This is a genomic window from Streptomyces sp. NPDC003691, assembly GCF_053981115.1.
Window position 1 is genome coordinate 13,529 of record NZ_JBSFNQ010000078.1, and the last position, 21,625, is coordinate 35,153.

At 72.6% G+C, this 21,625-nt stretch carries 17 protein-coding genes, 1 pseudogene and 1 riboswitch; of the genes and pseudogenes, 8 read left to right on the forward strand and 10 right to left on the reverse strand.

The features are described 5' to 3' along the window. Positions 1-41 precede the first annotated feature (41 nt). Together ACWDR0_RS27660 and ACWDR0_RS27665 are read right to left on the reverse strand one after the other, a co-directional pair. A complete protein-coding gene (locus ACWDR0_RS27660) occupies positions 42-992 on the reverse strand; it encodes a decaprenyl-phosphate phosphoribosyltransferase (RefSeq protein WP_456354519.1) in 951 nt (316 codons plus the stop codon). A gap of 20 nt (positions 993-1,012) precedes the next feature. After that, the gene (locus ACWDR0_RS27665; protein WP_456354502.1) at positions 1,013-1,558 is read right to left on the reverse strand and encodes a phosphatase PAP2 family protein; all 546 of its coding nucleotides are present in this window, start codon (positions 1,556-1,558) and stop codon (positions 1,013-1,015) included. Between the two features lie 279 nt (positions 1,559-1,837). On the opposite strand from ACWDR0_RS27665, the gene ACWDR0_RS27670 reads away from it, so the two are divergent. Together ACWDR0_RS27670 and ACWDR0_RS27675 are read left to right on the forward strand one after the other, a co-directional pair. Next, positions 1,838-3,223 carry an FAD-binding protein gene (locus ACWDR0_RS27670; protein WP_456354503.1) on the forward strand — a complete coding sequence of 462 codons (1,386 nt, stop codon included), beginning with the start codon at positions 1,838-1,840 and terminating at the stop codon, positions 3,221-3,223. A gap of 94 nt (positions 3,224-3,317) precedes the next feature. After that, on the forward strand, positions 3,318-4,073 hold the full coding sequence (locus tag ACWDR0_RS27675; protein ID WP_456354504.1) for a decaprenylphospho-beta-D-erythro-pentofuranosid-2-ulose 2-reductase: 756 nt from the start codon (positions 3,318-3,320) through the stop codon (positions 4,071-4,073). A 32-nt stretch (positions 4,074-4,105) separates the two neighbouring features. On the opposite strand, the gene ACWDR0_RS27680 is transcribed toward ACWDR0_RS27675, so the two are convergent. Both ACWDR0_RS27680 and trpS read right to left on the reverse strand, forming a co-directional pair. Further along, entirely contained in the window at positions 4,106-4,720 is a 615-nt protein-coding gene (locus ACWDR0_RS27680; protein WP_456354505.1) for a 2'-5' RNA ligase family protein, read from the reverse strand. A 312-nt stretch (positions 4,721-5,032) separates the two neighbouring features. Further along, positions 5,033-6,046, reverse strand: a complete 1,014-nt coding sequence (gene trpS / locus ACWDR0_RS27685) for a tryptophan--tRNA ligase (RefSeq protein ID WP_456354506.1) — start codon at positions 6,044-6,046, stop codon at positions 5,033-5,035. Between the two features lie 46 nt (positions 6,047-6,092). On the opposite strand from trpS, the gene ACWDR0_RS27690 reads away from it, so the two are divergent. The 3 genes from ACWDR0_RS27690 to ACWDR0_RS27700 all read left to right on the forward strand — a co-directional run bounded on the left by ACWDR0_RS27690 (position 6,093) and on the right by ACWDR0_RS27700 (position 8,893). Continuing rightward, positions 6,093-6,764: an RNA polymerase sigma factor gene (locus tag ACWDR0_RS27690; protein ID WP_456354507.1), complete on the forward strand. Its 672-nt coding sequence runs from the start codon at positions 6,093-6,095 to the stop codon at positions 6,762-6,764. A 5-nt stretch (positions 6,765-6,769) separates the two neighbouring features. Then, complete coding sequence (locus tag ACWDR0_RS27695; protein ID WP_456354508.1) at positions 6,770-7,849, forward strand: hypothetical protein; 1,080 nt, start codon at positions 6,770-6,772, stop codon at positions 7,847-7,849. 297 nt (positions 7,850-8,146) lie between these two features. Further along, positions 8,147-8,893 (forward strand): hypothetical protein, encoded by a 747-nt coding sequence (locus tag ACWDR0_RS27700; RefSeq protein WP_456354509.1) that lies wholly within the window; start codon positions 8,147-8,149, stop codon positions 8,891-8,893. A gap of 205 nt (positions 8,894-9,098) precedes the next feature. Here ACWDR0_RS27700 and ACWDR0_RS27705 read toward each other — a convergent pair whose 3' ends face one another. Then, positions 9,099-10,367 carry a serine hydroxymethyltransferase gene (locus ACWDR0_RS27705; protein ID WP_456354510.1) on the reverse strand — a complete coding sequence of 423 codons (1,269 nt, stop codon included), beginning with the start codon at positions 10,365-10,367 and terminating at the stop codon, positions 9,099-9,101. 25 nt (positions 10,368-10,392) lie between these two features. Then, positions 10,393-10,485: riboswitch (ZMP/ZTP riboswitch) on the reverse strand. 189 nt (positions 10,486-10,674) lie between these two features. Here ACWDR0_RS27705 and rocD point away from each other — a divergent pair. After that, complete coding sequence (rocD, locus tag ACWDR0_RS27710; RefSeq protein WP_456354511.1) at positions 10,675-11,880, forward strand: ornithine--oxo-acid transaminase; 1,206 nt, start codon at positions 10,675-10,677, stop codon at positions 11,878-11,880. A gap of 426 nt (positions 11,881-12,306) precedes the next feature. Here rocD and ACWDR0_RS27715 read toward each other — a convergent pair whose 3' ends face one another. Further along, positions 12,307-14,682, reverse strand: a complete 2,376-nt coding sequence (locus ACWDR0_RS27715) for a chitinase C-terminal domain-containing protein (RefSeq protein ID WP_456354512.1) — start codon at positions 14,680-14,682, stop codon at positions 12,307-12,309. A gap of 423 nt (positions 14,683-15,105) precedes the next feature. Here ACWDR0_RS27715 and ACWDR0_RS27720 point away from each other — a divergent pair, with 423 nt between their 5' ends. Next, on the forward strand, positions 15,106-15,969 hold the full coding sequence (locus ACWDR0_RS27720; protein ID WP_456354513.1) for an SDR family NAD(P)-dependent oxidoreductase: 864 nt from the start codon (positions 15,106-15,108) through the stop codon (positions 15,967-15,969). 160 nt (positions 15,970-16,129) lie between these two features. On the opposite strand, the gene ACWDR0_RS27725 is transcribed toward ACWDR0_RS27720, so the two are convergent. From ACWDR0_RS27725 to ACWDR0_RS27740, 4 genes are all read right to left on the reverse strand, one after another. Further along, on the reverse strand, positions 16,130-17,119 hold the full coding sequence (locus ACWDR0_RS27725) for a malate dehydrogenase (protein WP_456354514.1): 990 nt from the start codon (positions 17,117-17,119) through the stop codon (positions 16,130-16,132). A 282-nt stretch (positions 17,120-17,401) separates the two neighbouring features. Then, positions 17,402-18,766, reverse strand: a complete 1,365-nt coding sequence (locus ACWDR0_RS27730; RefSeq protein ID WP_456354515.1) for a DUF2690 domain-containing protein — start codon at positions 18,764-18,766, stop codon at positions 17,402-17,404. Positions 18,767-19,055: 289 nt separating this feature from the next. After that, positions 19,056-20,030 (reverse strand): DUF3017 domain-containing protein, encoded by a 975-nt coding sequence (locus ACWDR0_RS27735; RefSeq protein ID WP_456354516.1) that lies wholly within the window; start codon positions 20,028-20,030, stop codon positions 19,056-19,058. 24 nt (positions 20,031-20,054) lie between these two features. Then, positions 20,055-20,918, reverse strand: a complete 864-nt coding sequence (locus tag ACWDR0_RS27740) for a bifunctional methylenetetrahydrofolate dehydrogenase/methenyltetrahydrofolate cyclohydrolase (RefSeq protein ID WP_456354517.1) — start codon at positions 20,916-20,918, stop codon at positions 20,055-20,057. A 304-nt stretch (positions 20,919-21,222) separates the two neighbouring features. Here ACWDR0_RS27740 and ACWDR0_RS27745 point away from each other — a divergent pair. Next, a pseudogene (locus tag ACWDR0_RS27745) lies at positions 21,223-21,625 on the forward strand (RDD family protein); the annotation flags it as partial.

Genomic DNA, 21,625 nt, shown 5'->3' on the forward strand with positions numbered 1-21,625 from the left:
CCCGCCGTCCCCGCTCGAAGACCTCCGGCGGCCGGCCGCACTCAGAGATCGGCGACCGCCAGTCCGTACATCGCGGCCCAGACCAGTCCGATCACCGCCAGCGCCCGGTCCCGCAGCACGACGTCCTCGGGCGCCCCGGCCGTGCCCCGGTCGGCGAAGACGGCGTACCGCAGCACCGCCAGGATGAACGCGATCACCGACAGCTGCCGCCAGGGCAGCAGCGCCGAATGCGCGACCCCGCCGCTCTCCAGCGCCCAGAGACAGTAACCGAGGACGGCCACCCCGGCCGCGAGCTGCCAGACGAACCGCAGATAGCCGGTGGTGTACTCGCCCAGCAGCGCCCGTGACGCCCCCCGCCCGCCCTCCGCGTCCGCCATCTGCACGGCCTCCGAGTAGCGCTTGGCCGCGACCATGAACAGCGCCCCGAACCCGGTGGTGATCAGGAACCAGCGGGAGAGCGGAATGCCGAGCGCGACCCCGCCGATCATCGCCCGCATCAGAAAGCCGGTGGTCACCACGGTCATATCGACGACCAGGACATGCTTCAGCCAGACGCAGTAGGCGAGCTGCATGGTGAGGTACGCGATCAGCAGGGCAGCCGTCATCGCGTTGCAGAGCGCGGCGGCCCCGGCAACGGCGACCACCGCGAGCAGCCCGCCGACGGCGTACGCCAGCGGTACGGACACCTCCCCGGCGGCGACGGGCCGCAGGCGTTTCACGGGATGCGCCCGGTCGGCCTCGGCGTCCCGGGCGTCGTTCACCAGATAGACGGCCGCGGCGGCCGCCGTGAACAGGGCGAAGACGACGACGAGCTGACCGGCGGTCCGGGGCGACGCCAACTGCCCGGCGGCCGCGGGCGCGGCGGCCACCAGCACGTTCTTGACCCACTGGCGGGGCCGCGCGGTCCGCAGCAGCCCGGCCGCCTGGCCGCCCGGCACCCTGGTCCCGGCCCGCCCGCCCCGCGGTTGCCGCGGGGCGGGCCGGGGCGGCAGTACGGCCTGCTGTTCGGTCGTCACACGGGCCTCCCGTTCGGGTCGATGGGGGTACGCGGGCGGGCGGCGAGGCCGCCGAGGAGGGCCCCGGCGAGGACATCGGTCGGATAGTGCACCCCGACGACGACCCGGGACACGCACATCGCCGCCGCGACGGCGGCCGGGAGCAGTCTGCGGCCGCCGCCCGCGGGCAGCAGCGCCCCGAAGGCGACGGCGGCCGCCGCCGCCGAGGCGGCGTGCGAGCTGGGGAAGGAGTGCCGTCCGGCGGTACGGACCAGGGCCGCGCGGCCGCCGCGGTCCGGCGGCCGGGGCCTCCGTACCACCCGTTTCACGGCCATGCTGGCCAGATGCGCCCCGGCGACGGCGCCGGTGGCGCGGAGCCAGGCGGCGCGGCGGGCGGGGTCGGCCGCGGCCCCGGTCAGCCCGGCGGCCAGCCAGAGCGCCGCATGCTCCCCGGCGTAGGAGAGGGTCCGCGCGGCGGTGGCGACGGCGGGCCGGTCACCGCAGCCGCGCAGGGCGGCCAGCAGCCGGCGGTCGGGGCCCGTGGACCGGTCCTCGTATCGCATAGCGCACCTCCGCCGCCCCTTTCCGCCGTGCTTCCCGCGGTTTTCCGCCGTGCTTCCCGCGGTTTTCCGCCGTGCTTCCCGCGGTCCCCGCGGTCCGGTCCTTCTTGTCCCGGGAGTCCGTGGCCTTGTCCCGGGAGCCCGCGACAGGCACGGGGGACTCTTCTGGGCCGCGGGCCGACTTTCACGCCAATCTCAGATGACACTCCTTTAATCACCCGTTTCGGCGAGTCCCCAAGGCACTCCGAAATTAAGGGCATAAGCGGCGATACGGTCATGAGTATGGCTGCCGACACCCGCACCGCCCCCGCCACCGACGCCGGGGACCCGTTCGTGTCCGTCACCGGCTGGGGCCGCACCGCCCCCTCCACGGCCTACCGCTGGCGCCCCCGCACCCATGAGCAGGCGGCCGACGCCGTCCGGAGCTGGGGAGCGCGCGGCGGGATCGCCCGGGGGCTCGGCCGGGCCTACGGGGACGCGGCGCAGAACGCGGGCGGCTGCGTCCTCGATATGACGGGCCTCGACCGGATCCACTCCGTCGATGTCACGGACGGCACCGTCGTCTGCGACGCGGGCGTCAGCCTGCACCGGCTGATGGAGGTGCTGCTGCCGCTGGGCTGGTTCGTACCGGTGTCCCCCGGCACCCGCTACGTCACCGTCGGCGGCGCGATCGGCGCCGCCATCCATGGCAAGAACCACCATGTCAGCGGCGCCTTCACCCGGCATGTCAGCGCCTTCGACCTGCTGCTGCCCGACGGCACCGTACGGACCGTCGTGCCCGGCACCGAACTCTTCGACGCGACCGCCGGAGGCATGGGGCTGACCGGTGTGGTGCTCGCCGCCGTGCTCCGACTCCACCGGGTGGAGACCTCGTACATGCTGGTCGACACCGAGCGCGCCACCGACCTCGACGATGTACTCGCCCGGCTCGGCACCGGCGCCGAACGGCACCGCTACTCGGTCGCGTGGATCGACCTGCTGGCCCGCGGCCGCGCCACCGGCCGCTCGGTGATCACCCGCGGCGACCACGCCCCGCTCGCGGCGCTGCCCGCCCGGGCCCGGCGCGCGCCCCTCGCCTTCCGCCCCGGTTCGCTGCCCGCCGCCCCGGCCTCCGTACCGCCCGGACTGCTGAACCGGGCGACCGTCGGACTGTTCAACGAACTCTGGTACCGCACCTCGCCCCGCGCGGGCACCGGCCGGCTCCAGCGGCTCACCGCCTTCTTCCACCCCCTGGACGGGGTGCCGCACTGGAACCGGGTCTACGGCCGCGACGGCTTCGTCCAGTACCAGTTCGTGGTCGGGCACGGGCAGGAGGAGACCCTGCGCCGGATCGTCCGGCGGATCGCGCGGCGCGGCTGCCCCTCCTTCCTCGCCGTCCTCAAACGGTTCGGCGAGGGCGACCCCGGCTGGCTGTCGTTCCCGGTGCCAGGCTGGACCCTGGCACTGGACGTCCCGGCGGGCCTGCCGGGGCTCGGGGCCTTCCTCGACGAACTGGACGAGGAGGTGGTGGGCGCGGGCGGCCGGGTCTACCTCGCCAAGGACTCCCGGCTGCGGCCGGAGGTGCTGGCGGCCATGTACCCGCGGCTCGACGACTTCCGCGCGCTCCGCGCCCGTACCGGCGCCGACCGGGTCTTCACCTCCGACCTGTCCCGCCGCCTCGCCCTCTGAACCCGGCTCCCCCGGCTCCCCCGCCTCGCCCTCCGGCCCTCCCCCCGCCTCCGGCCCCGGCTCGCCCGGCCCCCGCCCCTCTGAAGGAGCACCCGTGAAAGACGCCTTCGGCGCCCCGCAGTCCCTGCTCGTCCTCGGCGGTACGTCGGAGATCGGGCTGGCCGTCGCCCGGCGGCTGATCGCCCGCCGCACCCGGACGGTCTGGCTGGCCGGCCGCCCCACGCCCGACCTGGACACGGCGGCCGACTCGCTGCGCGCGCTCGGCGCCGACGTCCGTACCGTCCCCTTCGACGCACTGGACCCGGCCGCGCACGAGGAGACCCTCGGCAAGGTGTTCGCGGAGGGCGACCTCGACCTGGTGCTGCTCGCCTTCGGAGTCCTGGGCGACCAGGCCAACGACGAGGGCGACCCGGCCGCCGCCGTACGCGTCGCACAGACCAACTACACCGGGGCGGTCTCCGCCGGGCTGGTCTGCGCGACCGCCCTCCAGAACCAGGGGCACGGCTCGCTGGTGGTGCTCTCGTCGGTCGCCGGGGAGCGCGCCCGCCGGACCAATTTCATCTACGGCTCCAGCAAGGCCGGACTGGACGCCTTCGCCCAGGGGCTCGGGGACGCGCTGCACGGCACGGGTGTGCATGTCATGGTCGTCCGGCCCGGCTTCGTCCGCAGCCGGATGACCGCGGGACTGCCGGACGCCCCCCTGGCGACCACGCCCGAGGCGGTCGCACTGGCCGTGGAGACGGGGCTGCGGCGCAGATCGGAGCTGGTGTGGGTGCCGGGGAAGCTCCGTCTGGTGATGTCGGCGCTGCGGCATGTCCCGCGCCCGGTCTTCCGCCGGCTGCCGCTGTGACTCCCGGGCTCGGTTCGCCCGGCGGCGGCGGGTCAGGACGTGGAGGCGGGCTCCACGTGGCCGCGGGGCCCGGCCTGCTGCGGTTCGTCCACGGGTGAGCCCTGCGCCGGGACCGAGCCGATCCCGCTGCCGAACGCGTACTCGCGCAACTGGCGCCAGACCCCGTCCTCGCCCTGCTCGTACAGCGAGAAGGAACCGCAGGTCCAGGACGCCTCGAAGGAGGCCAGCTCCTGGTGCGCCCGGTCCATCGCGGCCTCGTCGATGGCATGCGCCACGGTGACATGGGGGTGGTACGGGAACTGGAGCTCACGGGCGAGCGGGCCGGAGCCGCTCCTGACCCACTCCTGGAGCCGGGTGCAGGCGGCGGCGCCCTCGACGACCCGGACGAAGACGACCGGGGACACCGGACGGAACGTCCCCGTACCGGACAGCTTCATGGGGAACGGCAGGCCCACCGCCGCGACCTCGCGCAGATGCGCCTCGACCGCGGGGAGCGCGGACCGGTCGGCCACGGTGGGCGGGACGAGCGTCACATGGGTGGGAATGCAGTGCGCGACGGGGTCTCCGAAACCCGCACGGCGCTCCTGGAGCAGGCTGCCGTAGGGCTCCGGGACCGCGATCGAAACGCCGAGCGTTACGCTCCCCACGTCTTTCTCCCGTCCATGGTCGCGTCGTGACTGCTGCTGTCCCCCGCACCGGCCGGATCCACCGGCCGGGCCGTACTCTTCGTCTGCTTCGTACCGCTGTGCACGGTGGTTTCCGCCGCCAGTGTGGCCGGTGGGCGGCGGATGTGACCAGAGACGCAGAACACACCGCCAATTGGGCCGAACGGCTCCCGGAAACGGTACGCACCTGCTCGGCCCGGCGGCCCCGCCGCCCGCCTCCGGCCGCGGCCGCACCCTCCCCGGGGCCGGTCCGGAAAGGTCCCGGCCCCCGGGGAGCGCCGCCGTCGGCGCCCGTCAGTGCTTCGCGGGCAGGAAACCGATCCGGTCGTACGCGGTCGCCAGCGACTCGGCGGCGACCGCCCGCGCCTTCTCCGCGCCCTTGGCGAGGATCGCGTCCAGCGTCTCCGGATCGTCCAGATATGCCTGGGTACGCTCCCGGAAGGGCGTGACGAAGTCCACGACGATCTCGGCGAGGTCGGTCTTCAGGGCCCCGTACATCCGGCCCTCGTACTCCTTCACCAGCTCGGGGACCGACCGGTCGGTGAGGGTGGCGTAGATGGTCAGCAGATTGCTGATGCCGGCCTTCTCGACGGGGTCGAAGTCGATGACCGTCCCGGTGTCGGTGACCGCGCTGCGGATCTTCTTCGCGGTGGTCTTCGGCTCGTCGAGCAGATTGACCAGACCCTTGGGCGTCGAGGCCGACTTGCTCATCTTGCTGGTGGGGTCCTGGAGGTCGTAGATCTTGGCGACCTCCTTGACGATATGCGGCGCGGGGACGGTGAACGTCTCACCGAAGCGGGCGTTGAAGCGCTCGGCGAGATCGCGGGTCAGCTCGATGTGCTGCCGCTGGTCCTCGCCGACCGGAACGGCCTCGGCCTGGTAGAGGAGGATGTCCGCGACCTGGAGGATCGGGTACGTGAACAGGCCGACCGTGGCCCGGTCGGCCCCCTGCTTGGCCGACTTGTCCTTGAACTGGGTCATCCGGGACGCCTCGCCGAAACCGGTCAGGCAGTTCATCACCCAGCCGAGCTGGGCGTGCTCCGGGACATGGCTCTGCACGAAGAGGGTGCAGCGGTCGGGGTCCAGGCCGGACGCCAGCAACTGGGCGACGGCGAGCCGGGTATTCGCCCGCAGCTCGGCCGGGTCCTGCGGGACCGTGATCGCATGCAGGTCGACGACCATGTAGAAGGCGTCGTGGGTCTCTTGCAGCGCCACGTACTGGCGGATCGCCCCGAGGTAGTTCCCGAGGTGGAACGAGCCTGCGGTGGGCTGGATCCCGGACAGGGCGCGAGGTCGGACGGATGCCATGTCGCTCATTCTCTCAGGTGTGGAACCGATCTCCGGCCGCCGGTGTATGAAAGATGTGACCGTACGGGAGGGGGGACGGACCGCCGTCGGAAGCGACGACCGGTCCGCGTCCGGAGGCCGGGTGCCCGCGAGCGCGGGAGGGGACGCGGCCGGGGTGGACGCGGCCGCGGTGATCGCCCGGGTGCGCGCCGGAGAGCCGGAGGCGTACGCGGAGCTGGTCCGCGCCCATACGCAGGTCGCGCTGCGCGCGGCGGTGGCCTTCGGCGCGGGGGCGGACGCGGAGGATGTGGTGCAGAGCGCGTTCCTCAAGGCATATCAGTCGCTGGACGGCTTCCGGCCGGGTGCCGGGTTCCGCCCGTGGCTGCTGCGGATCGTGGTGAATGAGACGAGGAACACCCTGCGCGCGGCCGGGCGGCGGCAGGCGCTCGCGGGGCGGGAGGCGCTGCTGCTGGACCCCTGGACGGCGATACCGGAATCGGCGGATCCGGCGGTGGCCGTGGAGTCGGTGGAGCGGCGGGCGGAGCTGGCGGCGGCCCTCGGCGAGCTGAGCCGGGAGCAGCGGCAGGTGGTGACGTACCGCTATCTGCTGGAGATGGACGAGGCGGAGACGGCGGAGGCGCTGGGCTGGCCGCGGGGGACGGTGAAGTCCCGGCTGAGCCGGGCGCTGGCAAAGCTGGGGCGGCTGATAGGAGCGGCGGAGAAGGGCGGAGGGAGGTGAGAGAGATGCCGGAGGACGCGGGCGACGGGCCGTCGGGCGAGCAGGGGCGCAGGACGCCGGGCGGGCCTGACGACGCGCGGAAGAACCGACGGGAGGGCCGACAGGGGGACGGGTCGTCGGGCGGCCAGGGGTCCGGAGCGCCGGGCGAGGCCGGGCGCGAGCCGGGGCCCGGGGCGTCGGGAGGCAGGCCGGGGCAGGGGCTGCCGGGTGGGCCGGAGAGCGGGCTGGAGCTGCTGCTGGAGGCCGAGCTGCGGGCGCTGGGGCGGGCGATCAGGGTTCCCGAGGTCGACGGGGAGACGATGGCCGAGCGGGTGGTGGCAAACCTGCTCGCCGGAGGGGTGCCCGCCCCTTCCCCGGCACCCGCGCCGCCGGGCCGGGCCGAGCGGGTGCGGCACCGGCTGCGGCGGCACCGGCGCGCGCTGGCGCTCACGCTCTCCGGGGTGCTGGTGGCCCTGGCGCTCACCCCGCCGGTGCGGGCATCGGTGGTGGAGTGGGCGGACCGGTTCGACTTCGGCGGCATAGATGTGCGGTACGACCCCGAGGGCCGGTCGCCGGATCCGGGGCAGCCGGGGCGGAGCCCGGCGGTCCCCGGGTGCGGGGAGCCGCTGGCGCGCGCCGAGGCGGAGGCACGGGCCGGGTTCGGGGCACTGGTGCCGAAGTCGCTGGGCGCCCCGGACGCGTACTCGGTGACCGTGGGCGCGGAGAGCCGTCGGGTGCTGACGCTCTGCTGGAGCGGGAAGGCCGGGCGGGTGACCCGGCTGGACCAGTTCCCGGCCCGGCTGGACCCGGGTTTCATCAAGACGAGCGCCGAACAGCCGGAGTGGGTGCGGGTCGGCTCCGCCGGGACCGGGACCGGGACCGGGACCGGGGACGGTGGGACGGGGCTCTGGTTCGCCCGTCCCCATCTGCTGCGGTTCGTTCTGCTCGACCGGGAGAGCACCCGGTGGGAGGAGCGGCGCAGGACCGCGGGCCCGACGCTGCTCTGGATGTCGCCGGACGGGCGGACGACGCTCCGGCTGGAGGGGGTGGACGCGCTGGGCCGGGCCCTGGCGGTCGCGGAGTCCGTACCGGCACGACGGCCCTGAGGCTTGTCACCGCCCACCGGTCCCTCAGCCCACCAGTCCCTTCAGCCCGCCGGTCCCGTCGGCCCGTCCGCCCCGGCCCTCCCCGTTCTCCCGTCCTCCTTTTCTCCCCTTCCCCGCCGTCTCTCCCTCCCCGCCCTCTCCCCTTCCGCTCCGTGGCTCCGTGGCTCCGTGGCTCCGTGGCTCCTGGAGACCGGCCGGAATTTCTGCCCGGAGAGTGGAACGGATCGGCGGCGGGCGGTGTATCAGAGTCGACAGTCGGGGCGGAGGAGATGCTCCGGCGGAGCTTCTGGGGGAGATATGGAAGCACTCCGAAAGGCACGGCGGATCGCCGTGCTGCTGACCGTGCTGGCGCTGGGGCTGGTGCTCGCCCCGGCGGCGGTGGCGGGCGGACCGACCAGCGTCATGATCATCGAGCATCCGCAGGGCCGGGCGGTGGCCCTCCGGATGGAGAGCACGGAGTACCGGGACCTGGAGAAGCTGATGTCGGCGGGCTCGGTGCCTCAGGGCGGCGGGGAGCCGCCGGCCGGGGTCGATCCGGACCAGTCGTCGCGCGCGTCGGTGCGGATGACCTGGTTCCTGCACGATGTGCTGGCCTGGCGGACGGACCAGGTCTACTTCGGCAAGGCCCCGAAGGACGTCTGGATCAACAGCAGGGTCAACGGGAACGAGACGGCGTCCGCCTCCGGCGGCCCGGGGACCGGGGACAACTGGCTGAGCAGCGAGGGCGTCTGGCATCGCCCGGCGGACGGACCGGGGCTGCGGAAGCTGTTGCGCACGCTGGGGCTGGGCCCGGACAGCGGGGCGGCCGCGGCGGCGGACCGGGCGCCGGTCCCGGCGGATCCGCCGGTGGCCGCGGTCGCCCCGTCCGCCGCACTGACCGCGGCCTCCCCGCCGTCGCCGGGCATCGGGGAGAACTGGTGGTGGTCGCTGCCGGGTCTGGTGGCGGGTACGGCGATCGCCCTGCTGCTGCGGTCGGCGATAGCGCGCTCACAGTCGGCCCTGCCGGGCGGGCTGCCGGGCCGCCGGGGGCCGGAGCGGGAGTGATAAGCCGCGGCGGCCGCCCGGCGCAGGGGAGCGGGCGGCCGCCGCCCCGGCAGGACCGCCCCGCCCCGGCGGGACCGGCCCGGCTGGGCGGGACCGGCCCGGCTGGGCGGGACCGGCCCGGCCGGGCGGGACCGGCCCGGCCGGGCGGGACCGGCCCGGCCGGGGCAAGCCGGACCGGGGCAGGACCCGGCCCGGCCCGGCCGGATCAGACGGTCAGGCCCGGAGCCGGGTAGGCGGCCATCAGCTCCGCGACCTCGGCCCGGATCGCGGTGAGCGCGGGCTCGTCCTCGGCGCGGGCGGCGGTCACCCCCCGGTCGATCCAGTCGGCGACCGTCGTCATATGACCGGTGCCCAGGCCGCGGGAGGTGAGGGAAGGAGTGCCGATGCGGATCCCGGAGGGGTCGAAGGGCTTCCTCGGGTCGAAGGGAACGGTGTTGTAGTTGACGACGATCCCCGCCCGGTCGAGGGCTTTGGCGGCGATCTTCCCGGAAACGTCCCGGCCGGTCAGGTCCAGCAGGATCAGATGGTTGTCGGTACCGCCGGAGACCAGGTCGAAGCCCCGGTCCAGCAGGGCATCGGCGAGGGCCCGGGCATTGGCGACGACGGCATGGGCGTACTCACGGAAGGAGGGCTGGGCGGCCTCGTGGAGGGCGACCGCGATCGCCGCGGTGGTCTGGTTGTGCGGGCCGCCCTGGAGGCCGGGGAAGACCGCGCGGTCGAGGGCCCTGGCATGCTCCTCGCGGGACATCAGCATCGCCCCGCGGGGGCCCCGGAGGGTCTTGTGGGTCGTCGTCGAGATCACATCGGCGTGGGGCACGGGCGAGGGGTGCGCGCCGCCCGCGATCAGCCCGGCGATATGGGCGACATCGGCCACCAGCAGCGCACCCGCCTCGCGGGCGATCTCGGCGAAGGCCGCGAAGTCGATGGTCCGCGGCAGGGCCGTGCCCCCGCAGAAGATCAGCTTCGGGCGCTCCTTGAGGGCCAGTTCACGGACCTCGTCGTAGTCGACCAGACCGGTGTCCCGGCGGACCCCGTACTGGACTCCGCGGAACCAGGTCCCGGTGGCGGAGACGCCCCAGCCGTGGGTGAGATGGCCGCCCATCGGCAGGGCCATGCCCATCACCGTGTCGCCGGGCTCGGCGAAGGCGAGATAGACGGCGAGATTCGCCGGGGAGCCGGAGTAGGGCTGGACATTGGCGTGCTCGACACCGAAGACGGCCTTGGCCCGGGCCACGGCCAGCCGCTCCACCCGGTCGACGATCTGCTGGCCCTCGTAGTAGCGGCGGCCGGGATAGCCCTCGCTGTACTTGTTCTGGAGGACGGTGCCGCAGGCTTCGAGCACCGCGCCGGAGACATAGTTCTCGCTGGGAATCATCCGCAGGGTGGCGGCCTGGAGCAGTTCCTCGTCGGCGACGAGTCCGGCGAGTTCCGGATCGGCGGCGGTCAGGGCGGGATGGGGCAGGGGAAGGTTCATGGTGTCCTCCGGGCTCACGAGTGGTCCGGGGTACCCAGGCGGTCGGCACCCTCGTGATGCTCCTGCGCGCTCGGCTCCCTCGGGGTGATCTCCCCGTACGCCAGTCGCCGCGCGTACCGCCACCCTATGCCGACGGGCCGGAGAACGGGGTGCGGCGGGACACCGCCGCGGGACGCACGGGGCGGAAGGTTTCCCGGGGCGACCGGCGAGTGACCATAGAAGAAGGGGTGGCGATCCCACCCGCCACCGGATGTACCCGATGTCCGGATGTACTGTCCGCCCGGCTCGCCAGGAGAACGGAGATCCCGTGACTGCTTCGGAGACCGCCATCGCCACCGCGGAGGCGTACAGCGCACACAACTACCACCCCCTTCCCGTCGTCGTGGCGACCGCTGAGGGCGTCTGGCTGACCGATGTGGAGGGCCGCCGCTATCTGGACCTGCTCGCCGGGTACTCGGCGCTCAACTTCGGCCACGGCAACCCCCGGCTGATCGGCGCGGCCAAGGCCCAGCTCGACCGGGTCACCCTCACCTCCCGGGCCTTCCACCACGACCGGTTCGCCGACTTCTGCACCGGTCTTGCCGAGCTGTGCGGCATGGAGATGGTCCTCCCGATGAACACCGGGGCGGAGGCCGTGGAGACCGCGGTGAAGACGGCCCGCAAATGGGGCTACCGGGTCAAGGGCGTCCCGGACAACAGGGCGAAGATCGTCGTCGCCGCGGACAACTTCCACGGCCGGACGACCACGGTGATCAGCTTCTCCACGGATCCCGAGGCACGGGCGGACTACGGCCCCTACACGCCCGGCTTCGAGATCGTGCCCTACGGCGACGCGACCGCCCTGGAGAACGCCCTCACGGAGAACACCGTCGCCGTGCTGCTGGAGCCCATCCAGGGCGAGGCGGGGGTGCTGGTCCCGCCGCCGGGCTATCTGCCCGCGGTCCGGCGGCTCACCCGCGAACGGAACGTGCTGTTCATCGCCGACGAGATCCAGTCCGGGCTGGGCCGCACCGGCCGGACCTTCGCCTGTGAGCACGAGGACGTCGTCCCCGATATGTACATCCTCGGCAAGGCGCTCGGCGGCGGTGTCGTCCCGGTGTCCGCCGTGGTCTCCTCGCGCGAGGTCCTCGGGGTGTTCCGCCCCGGCGAGCACGGTTCGACCTTCGGCGGCAATCCGCTGGCCTGCGCGGTGGCGCTGGAGGTGATCGCCATGCTGCGTACCGGCGAGTACCAGCAGCGCGCCGCCGAACTGGGCGAGCACCTCCATCACGAACTGGGGCTGCTCTCGGGCGCCGGCGCGGTGGAGTCGGTGCGCGGCCGCGGTCTCTGGGCGGGTGTCGACATCGACCCGGCCCACGGCAGCGGCCGGCGGATCTCGGAGAAGCTGATGGAGCGCGGGGTACTGGTGAAGGACACCCACGGTTCGACGATCCGGATCGCCCCGCCCCTGGTGATCTCCAAGGAGGACCTCGACTGGGGACTCGACCAGCTGCGGTCGGTGCTCGGCCACTGATACCCCCGCGGGGCCGGCCCGTCCGGCGCGGTCGAGCGCCGCGGACCGTCCCTGCCCGGTGGCCCGTTCTCCGCCGAACGCGGTCGGCGGAGAACGGGGACCGTGGAGCACCCGGTCCCGCTCCGGTCGACGGGTGACCGGACCGGGAACCGGAGGTGCTCCCCGGGCGAACAGTGGAGATCCGTTCGGGAAATAGTCTACGGGCTATACAGGGGCCCGACTTGACCTTTCGTGCACAGATCGTTGACCTTCCGTGCAGCGGCGGCGGGCCCGGCCCGGGTGCCGGGCGGCAGCTCACCGGCGGCCCGGCGGCGGCTCGCGGGCGGCCCGGCGCGGGGCAGTAAAGAACCCGGCGGCGCAGGGTCAGGGACTGCGCCGCCGGGCTGATCAGTGGATCTCTTCAGTTGTGGTGCGGAGGAAGGTCACTCAGCAGGGGCCGAGGTCCTCCCAGGGACCCCACTGGCTGGTCCCGGGCTCGTCGCCCTTCGTCCACCACTTGGACTTCCACTTCTTGCTGTTGTGGGAGACCTGCGAACCGGCCGGGTACTCGGTGTTCCGGTCCCACGCCGGCAGGACGCAGGGGTTGCCGGTCGTGCCGTTGGACCCGTTGGACCCGTTCGTGGTGCCGTTGGAACCGTTGGTCGTTCCGTTGGACCCGTTGGTGGTTCCGTTGGTGGTGCCGCTGGTGGTACCGGTGCCCGGGTCGACGATCGTCGTGCCGCGGGCCAGGTCGGCGGCGATGGCGTAGGTCTTGCCGCCGAAGGTGACGGTCCAGTTGGACGGCGTCGAGGTCGGCAGGTAGTAGACGAAGTCCAGCTCGACCGAGGCGCCCGGGGCCACCGTCTGCCAGGCCGGAAGCTTCAGCGCGACCCGGTGGAAGTCACCCTTCAGGCCGCCCACGTTGTTGCCCGTGTGGTCGCTGGTGACGATCCGGGAGTTGAAGCCGGACTGGTCCTTGGCATTGCCCGGCGCGGAGGTCGCATAGTCGAACTGGAACTCCGTACCGCCGGGCAGTGTGGCGGTGGTGTTGTTGGTGATCTTCAGCTTGGGGCTCATCGGGTAGTTGTTGTCCCCGAGCTGGAAGCCGCCGAACTCGACACCGAGGTTGATCGCCTCGGTGGGCATCGTGATGTTGGCCTTCTTCACCCCGTACGGAGTGGCCGCCTTGTACTTGTTGTACATCAGCGTGATCAGCGACGAGCCGGGCTCGTACTGGTTCTTGGCGGCGTTGAAGTCGTAGTCGCCGGCCAGCTCCCAGATCATCGTGCCGCCGAGGCCCTTGTTGACGACGTAGTCGGCCTTGGCGATGGTCGACGTCTCGTCCTCGGTGGAGATGAAGACCTTCTTCTGGGCGTTCCACAGCCACGGCGCGACCAGGGTCGAGTCGTACTTGCGGACGTAGGTGCCGGTCAGCGTGGTGTTCGCGGGCAGGCCGAACTTGGGCAGGTAGTCGGGGACGATCCCCTTCTCCAGGTTCTTGGCGTGCCACATCGGGTTGAAGCCCGCCGGGGCCTCCTGCCCGTTGGTGTCCTTGTCGTGCCAGATGTTGTCGATGCCGACGGCACCGTCACCGCACTTGGTCAGACCGGAGCCGGGCGGGCAGGTGTTCGCGACCGACTTGCCCCAGAGTCCGTCCGTACCGCCCTGGACGTTCTTCCAGCCGCGGGTGTAGGTCGGCACACCGATGTTGATCCGGCCGGCCGGCATCGAACCACGGAAGTAGTGGTAGGCCCAGTCGGTGTTGAGGTAGCCGATCCCGCCGTACTGGGCGGCACCGTAGACCGGCGCCAGCTCGGTGTCCTTGCCGTCGTCGTAGAGCGCGGCGTTCGGGCCGACGTGCTCGTTCCACGTGCCGTGCAGGTCGTACGACATGATGTTGACGTAGTCGAGGTACTTCGCGGTCTCGTACGTCTCCATACCGCGCAGCAGGTAGCCGGAGGACGGCGCGGCGATGGTCAGCAGGTAGTGCTTGCCGTCCGCGGCGCTGGCCCGGTCGAGCTTCTCGCGCAGGGTCTTCATCAGCACGCTGTAGCTCTTGTTGAGCCCGGCGCGGCGCGCGTTGGCCACGGTCCAGTCGGCCGGGTTGCCGGCGTTGGTCATCGACGTCGGGTACTCGTAGTCGATGTCGACGCCGTTGAAGCCGTACTGGCGGATGAACTCGACGGCGGAGTCGGCGAAGGTGTTGATCCCCGCCGTGTTCACGGTGCCGTCGGCGTTGGTGGTGGTCTTGTAGAAGCCACCGCTGTCCGTCCAGCCGCCGACCGAGATCAGCGTCTTGACGTCGGGGTGGAGCTTCTTGAACTTGTTGAGCAGGTTGAAGTGGCCCTTGTAGGGCAGCGCCGGGTCCATCTCGGCACCGGCCACACCCGGCCAGGTCATCCCGGTGTTGGGGTTCGTCGGTCCGGCGGCGCCAACGGTGATCTTGTTGGCGGCGTCGATACCGGCGAAGGCGTAGTTGATGTGGGTGATCTTGTCCCACGGGATGTTGTTGGCCAGGTAGGCAGGCCTGCCGTCCTGACCGGTACGCCAGTTGGCGAAGTAGCCGATGATGCGGCGCTGGTGGTCGGCGCCCATCTTCTCGCGTCCCGCGGTGTCGTACACCGTGCAGTACGGGACGTTCACGCCGGGCGTCGAGTAGAGCCCTTCAGGGCGACAGTTCTCCTGTGAGGCGGCCTGGGACACGCCTGGCGACAGCGTGGTCGCCAGCAGCGCGCCGACGGCGGCGGCACCTGCGGCGAACAGCGTCGCTCTCGCTCGTCGAGGGGACAGCACGTTCGGATCCTCCTGGTGGGGGGCCCGCATCCCCTCCGGGGGACGCAGGGTGTTCGGCCTTGCACAACACGCATGGGGGGTGGGCACGTTGGCCCTGGCAGCGCGCAGGCTCCAGGGCCGGATCCGTAGAGGTGAACGAGACATTAAGAGGACTAGACCAACCCGTCAATAGGTCTGGACCTTTACTCCGTGATTCCCACCTCTTTGCCAAACGGCGGCATTTGACCGCCTCAGGTGCTCTGACCGGCCACGGACCCGAAGCGGAACCGGTTCGGCCGGAATCCGCCGCAGGGTGCCGATGAAAGAACTTTCACCTCCGCCGCCCCTTTCTGAAACGAGACGAGACGATCCGTCTTGCCATCTGCGGGAGAGCAGCGTACTGTCGTCACCAACGAAGCGAGACGAACCGTCTCGACTCCGGAAGCACCGCCCCGACCTGCGAAGGAGCCCTCTGTGACCACTTCCCCCGACCGCGTCTGGTTCATCACCGGTGCCGGCCGCGGCCTGGGCCGGGCCTTCACCGAGGCGGCCCTTGCCGCGGGCGACCGGGTCACCGCCGTCGCCCGCGATATCTCCCCCCTGGAGGAGTTGGCCGAGAAGTACGGCCGCGAGCGGCTCCTCACCCTCTCCCTGGACGTCACCGACCGCGCCGCCGTGGTGGCGGCGGTCGACCGGGCGGTGGCCCATTTCGACCGCCTCGACGTCGTCGTCAACAACGCGGGCTATCTCGCGATGGGCATGGTCGAGGAGTTCACCGAGGAGCAGGCCCGGGCCCAGCTGGAGACCAACTTCTTCGGAGCCCTCTGGGTCAGCCAGGCGGTACTCCCCCATCTGCGGGCCCGCCGCAGCGGCCATATCCTCCAGGTCTCCAGCATCGGTGCCCTCAGCGGCTTCCCCACGACCGGCCTGTACAGCGCGAGCAAATTCGCGCTGGAAGGCATGAGCGAAGCCCTCGCCGCCGAGGCGGCGCGGTTCGGCGTCAAGGTCACGATCGTCCAGCCGGGCGGCTACTGGACCGGTCTCTACACCAAGGGCATGGCCATGACGGAGCCGCTGGACGTCTACGGGGAGCTGCGCACCGAACTCCAGGAGCAGTTCGCCGAGTCCTCCCGCGACAGCCTTCCCGAACTCGCCGCGGAGGCCGTTCTCAAGCTGGTCGCCTCCGACGACCCGCCGCTCCGCCTGCTGCTGGGCAGCCTGGCCTTCGATGTCGCGATGAGCACCACGGAGGCGCGCCTGACGGCCTGGCGCGCCTGGGAGGACACCAGCCGCGCGGCGGAGGACGCCGTACCGGCGCCGGCGGGCTTCGGCGAGTAGCCCCCGGCCGCGGCCGGGTGGCCGGATTCAGAGGGCGGGTACGCGGGTTCCCCGGGCGGGTGCCCGGGCCTCATACCCGCCCTTCGGCACCTCGTACGACGGACCCCGGGTCCGGCACCGTCACGGTGCCGGACCCGGGGTCCGTTGCGATGGGGAAGGCTCAGATCAGGCCGAGGGCGCGGACCGCGTCGCGCTCCTCCGCCAGCTCCTGCACCGAGGCGTCGATCCGGCCGCGGGAGAACTCGTTGATCTCCAGGCCCTGGACGATCTCGTAGCGGCCGTCCTTGGTGGTGACGGGGAAGGAGGAGATCAGGCCCTCCGGAACGCCGTAGGAGCCGTCGGACGGGATGCCCATGGAGGTCCAGTCGCCGTCGGCGGTGCCGTTCACCCAGGTGTGGACGTGGTCGATGGCCGCGTTCGCCGCCGATGCCGCGGAGGAGGCGCCACGGGCCTCGATGATCGCCGCACCGCGCTTGGCGACGGTCGGAATGAAGGTGTCGGCCAGCCACGCCTCGTCGTTGACGACCTCGGCGGCGTTCTTGCCCGCGATCTCCGCGTGGAAGATGTCGGGGTACTGGGTCGCCGAGTGGTTGCCCCAGATCGTCAGGCGCTTGATGTCGGAGACCGGGGCGCCGGTCTTCGCCGCCAGCTGGGAGATCGCGCGGTTGTGGTCGAGGCGGGTCATCGCGGTGAAGCGCTCGGCCGGTACGTCCGGCGCGGCGGCCTGGGCGATCAGCGCATTGGTGTTCGCCGGGTTACCGACCACGAGGACCTTGATGTCGTCCGCGGCGTGGTCGTTGATCGCCCGGCCCTGCGGCTTGAAGATGCCGCCGTTGGCCTCCAGCAGGTCACCGCGCTCCATGCCCTTGGTCCGGGGGCGGGCGCCGACCAGCAGCGCGACGTTCGCACCGTCGAAGGCGACGTTCGGGTCGTCGGTGATGTCGATGCCGCGCAGCAGCGGGAACGCGCAGTCGTCCAGCTCCATGGCGGTGCCCTGGGCGGCGCCGAGGGCCGGGGTGATCTCAAGAAGGCGCAGCTTGACCGGCACGTCCGGGCCGAGCAGGTGGCCGGAGGCGATGCGGAACAGCAGCGCGTAGCCGATCTGGCCGGCCGCGCCGGTCACGGTGACGTTGACGGGAGTGCGGGTCATGGCGATCTCCGTAAGACATCTGGCGGTGGGGGTCCGTGCCCCCGGGTCGGATGCCGCTCCGGCACCGCGGTCCGGGATCGCGGGGTCCGCCGGACCGGGGTCCGCCGGGGCCGCTCTCACGAATCTTGATGTGAAGAGACATCTCCGCGGTCAGGCTATCCGACCCGTGCCGCCGCGGTCCGCCAGCCCCTCGTTGCCTTGCTCACTCGGGGCGCCCCGGGGCGCGGGGACCGCCTGTTCCCGCGCCGTGCGCGGCCCGGAGCGCCGGGGCCGGGGCGGGCGTCACTGGACGACGGTGCAGGCCGTGGTCCCGTTCGTCAGCTCGGCGCACGCCTTGGCGTCCGAGCCCTTCACCGCCGCCGTCATGGGCGTGTAGGCGTCGCTCTTGCCGTTGACCGTGCCGGTCTGTTTGCCCTTGCCCCCGACGCTGATGTGGACGGAGTCGCCGGTGGACGCGTCCACCAGCCGGGCCCAGGCCGCCTGGCAGACCTGGCTGAACCGGACCTCGATCCGGGCCTTGCCGACCGTCGCCTGGGACACCGTGCGCGCGAAGTCGCCGCCGCAGCCCATCTCCTCGGGGTTCTTGCCGGTGCACGCGGCGCCCGTGCACTCGACGCCCTCCGGGGGCAGCGGCACACCGGGGGACGCGCTCCCGGAGGGGGTGGGGGGCACCTTGGCCACGGGCTCGGTACGGTCCCGGTCGCCGCCGGTCCCGCCCCCCGTGACCCCGAGATCGGCGGCGAAGACGGCCCCGAGGATCAGGACCAGGGCGCCCGCGACACCGGCCAGGAAGAGCAGGATCCGCCGCTTGTCCACACCGGACGCGCGCGGTGCGGGGCCGGGGGCCCGGGTGGGGGCCCCGGCTGCGGTCGGGGTCGTGGCCGCGGTCGCGCTCGGGGCCGGGGTCGGCGGGGGTCCTCCGGCCGCCGCGGCCTCGGCGGCTTCGGCGGCCCGCCTGGCCCGCCGGGCGGCCGCACGGCCGCCGCCCTCCGGGACGTACGCGCCCCGCGGCGGGGTGGCCGGACCGCCGTCGTCGACCAGGACGGCGTTCCAGGCGGACGGTCCGGAGTCCGGGCCGCCCGCACCGGAGAGCGCGTCCGCGGCGGAGCCCCCGGCGGCCGGCGGGGAGGACATATCGGCGTCCGCCGTCGCGGGACCCACCGCTTCGGGGCCGGACGAACCCGGTCCCAGAAGCTCCGGGCCGAACGGATCGGCGGCGGGCGCACCGGAGCAGAGCGGATCCCGGCCGGACGGCTCGGAGCCGGTGGCGGCGCCGGGGGCGGCGGGCTCCGGTGCCGGTTTGGGCTTCGGTACGGAGGCCCACTCCCGGGTGCGCGCCACCCGCAGCTGCTCCGTGGCGCGGTCCCGGCCCGCCTCCAGCCGGTACCAGGCCGTCTCGGCACGTGAACGCAGGGCGGTCAGTCCGTGGATACCGGTTCCGGTCCGCTCCGCGAGCGCGGCGATCGCCCGCTGCGGCGGCAGGATCCGCGCGTCGAGATACCGCTCCCACGATGTGACACCGAAGCCGGTCGCCACCGAGAGCCCGGCGATGTCGAGCCCGCTGCCGTCGACGATCCGGCGCAGTTGCTCGGTGAGCTCCCGGATGTCCGGGTCGAGCCCTTCCGGCAGTGCCTTCCACTGAGGCAATGTCCTACCCCCCTACGTCTCCCGGACATCCGCCCGGTCACGGACCGGAGCGAGCGGCGGCTCGCCCGCGGCGACGACGCGGCTCCCCGATACCGCGTGTGCGTCCTCCGGTCCGACGCCCCAGTCTCCCATCCCGGACCGACGATCACACCGCGGTGGAACGGTCACGTCCATGCCACGGATCACAACGGCCCCGGCGGCCGGACGCCGCGGCGCCCGCCGCCCCCGGTCCGGGGGTGGCGGGCGCCGTAGGTCTCCGGTCCCGGCGGTCAGCCGGCGGCGGCTCGGATCACTTGGTCTCGCGGCCGACGAGGAAGTGGACGAAGTCCTCCAGGAAGGGGACCTGGAGCCAGGGTTCGGGCTGGATCATCAGGGCGAGCAGCGAGATCACCGTGCCCAGTACGCCGTAGGTGACCATGTCCGTGAAGCGGGACCGTACGGCCAGCATGCCGACCGAGGGGATGGTCCGCCGCATCACGGCGGCCGCGATCAGGGAGAGGCCGATCAGCAGGGTGCCGACCCGGGCCGCCTCGTCGAACGGATCCGTGCCGACGATCAGCAGGCCCAGCCCGACGAGACCGAGCACGGTGAGCAGCGGCCACTGCCGGGCCGGTGCGGGGGCATCGCCCGGGGCGGCCCGGCCGCCGCCCTCCGGCCGGGCGGTATCGGTGGTCAGGGCGGGCGGACGCCGGGACGAACCCGTGCCGGAGCCGGTGCTGTCGCCACCGGCGGCCGTACCGTCCCCGCCGGTGTCCGCGCCGGTATCCGCGTCTGTATCCGCGTCGGCGGCCCCGTCGGCATCCCCGTCGGGTACGGAGCCGGAGCCGTTCCGGGCCCCGCCCTCGTCCGCCGAGCCGCCCGCGTCCACGGAGCGGTCCTTGTCCGCGGAGCCGTCCGATTCCTCACGTTCCTGACGCCCGGTCCCGGAGCCGTCCCCGGCCGCGGAACCGGCCCGTTCCCCGGCCTCCGGGGCCGTACCGGCGTCCGTATCCGTACCGGCGTCCGTATCCGTATCAGCGTCCGCATCGGCCGCGATCCCGGCTTCGGCGGCGGCTTCAGCGGCGGCATCGGTTTCGGCAGGGGATCCGCTACGGGTTCCCGTACCCGCCCCGGCGGCGGTCTCCGCTCCGTCCCCGGCCGCGGGCCGTCCCGCCCCGGGCGCGTCCCCGGAGCCGTCCCCCGCCGCGGGACCGGCCGACGGCGGCCGGTCGCCGCCGGTGCCCGCCGCGCCCGTCTCCCGGTCGTCGTTCGTCCGTACGGCCATGGCCGGTCTCCTCCGTAGCTCCGCTCAGTTCCCCGCGCCGGCCGCGCGCTCCGCCGCCTCGACGACGTTCACCAGCAGCTGTGCGCGGGTCATCGGGCCGACGCCTCCCGGGTTCGGGGCCACCCAGCCCGCGACCTCGGCGACCCCGGGGTGCACATCTCCGACGATCTTGCCGTTCTCGTCCCGGCTGACACCGACGTCGAGCACCACGGCGCCCGGCTTCAGGTCCTCCGGCTTGATGAGGTGCGGCACTCCGGCGGCGGCGACGACGATGTCCGCCTGCTTCAGATGCGCGGACAGGTCACGGGTGCCGGTGTGGCACTGCGTCACCGTCGCGTTCTCCGACTTGCGGGTGAGCACCAGCGGCATCGGCCGCCCGATGGTGATGCCGCGGCCGACGACGACCACGTTCGCCCCGTTGATCTCCACACCGTGGCGGCGCAGCAGCTGGACGATGCCGTACGGGGTGCAGGGCAGCGGCCCGGGTACCCCGAGCACCAGCCGGCCGAGGCTCATCGGGTGCAGGCCGTCCGCGTCCTTCGCCGGGTCCATCAGCTCCAGGACCCGGTTGGTGTCGATGCCCTTGGGAAGCGGGAGCTGGACGATGTAACCGGTGCACTCGGGGTTCTCGTTGAGTTCCCGGACCACCGCCTCGATCTCCTCCTGGGTGGCGGTGTCGGGCAGTTCGCGCTGGATGGACGCGATGCCGACCTGGGCGCAGTCGCGGTGCTTGCCGTTGACGTACCAGCGGCTGCCCGGGTCGTCACCGACGAGGAGGGTGCCGAGCCCCGGGACCACTCCCTTCTCCTTGAGCGCCGCCACGCGGGCGGTCAGTTCGGACTTGATCGCGGCTGCGGTGGCCTTGCCATCGAGAATCTGGGCGGTCATACCCCCATCCTCGCGGATGGACCCTGCCCGGTTCCAATTCCGGTCCGGAAAGCGGACGGGGACGGTACGGGCCGGGCCGGTACGGACCCGGGCCACCACCGGCCGGATATCCGTTCTGTCATGAAATGCCGATGTTGCTCTTACGCAACACTCGGCGCCGCAACTGGACAAGGCGGCGAACCGGACAGGACGATGATGTGGTTAACGTGTCGCGGCGGATCGGGGGGATCTCCGCAAGTCCACCCCTGTTCTCCTCCCGCAAGGACCGCGCCGTCCCCGCGTCTGTCAACGGAGGAATCGCGCCATGAGTTTCGGCGACCCCAACAATCCGTACGGCCAGCAGCCCGGCCAGGGCTACGGCCAGAACCCCGGATACGGTCAGAACCCCGGCTACGGCCAGCCCGCGGGCGGCCAGCCCGGTTACGGCTACCCGCCGCAGGACCAGCCACCCTACGGCCAGCCCCAGCAGCAGTACGGCTATCCCCAGCCCCCGACCAGCCCGGTCCAGCCCTACGGCGGCTACCCCGGGGACGCGGGCTACGGCGGCGGTATGCCCGAACTGGCGCACTGGGGGCTGCGCCTGGGCGGCTCGCTGATCGACGGGCTGATCGTCTTCGTGCCCTATACGGTCATCAGCTCCATCGGCACCATCACCAACTCGATGGTGATGGTCCTGGCGTCCGTCGTGGTGGCCTTCGGTCTGTTCA

Bases quoted from the DNA above. Each gene is read 5' to 3' on its own strand.
- ACWDR0_RS27705 (WP_456354510.1), bottom strand. From the start codon at position 10,367: ATGAACCTTCCCCTGCCCCATCCCGCCCTGACCGCCGCCGATCCGGAA.
- ACWDR0_RS27740 (WP_456354517.1), bottom strand. From the start codon at position 20,918: ATGACCGCCCAGATTCTCGATGGCAAGGCCACCGCAGCCGCGATCAAG.
- ACWDR0_RS27735 (WP_456354516.1), bottom strand. From the start codon at position 20,030: ATGGCCGTACGGACGAACGACGACCGGGAGACGGGCGCGGCGGGCACC.
- ACWDR0_RS27725 (WP_456354514.1), bottom strand. From the start codon at position 17,119: ATGACCCGCACTCCCGTCAACGTCACCGTGACCGGCGCGGCCGGCCAG.
- ACWDR0_RS27690 (WP_456354507.1), top strand. From the start codon at position 6,093: ATGAAAGATGTGACCGTACGGGAGGGGGGACGGACCGCCGTCGGAAGC.
- ACWDR0_RS27695 (WP_456354508.1), top strand. From the start codon at position 6,770: ATGCCGGAGGACGCGGGCGACGGGCCGTCGGGCGAGCAGGGGCGCAGG.
- trpS (WP_456354506.1), bottom strand. From the start codon at position 6,046: ATGGCATCCGTCCGACCTCGCGCCCTGTCCGGGATCCAGCCCACCGCA.
- ACWDR0_RS27665 (WP_456354502.1), bottom strand. From the start codon at position 1,558: ATGCGATACGAGGACCGGTCCACGGGCCCCGACCGCCGGCTGCTGGCC.
- ACWDR0_RS27670 (WP_456354503.1), top strand. From the start codon at position 1,838: ATGGCTGCCGACACCCGCACCGCCCCCGCCACCGACGCCGGGGACCCG.
- ACWDR0_RS27715 (WP_456354512.1), bottom strand. From the start codon at position 14,682: ATGCGGGCCCCCCACCAGGAGGATCCGAACGTGCTGTCCCCTCGACGA.
- ACWDR0_RS27700 (WP_456354509.1), top strand. From the start codon at position 8,147: ATGGAAGCACTCCGAAAGGCACGGCGGATCGCCGTGCTGCTGACCGTG.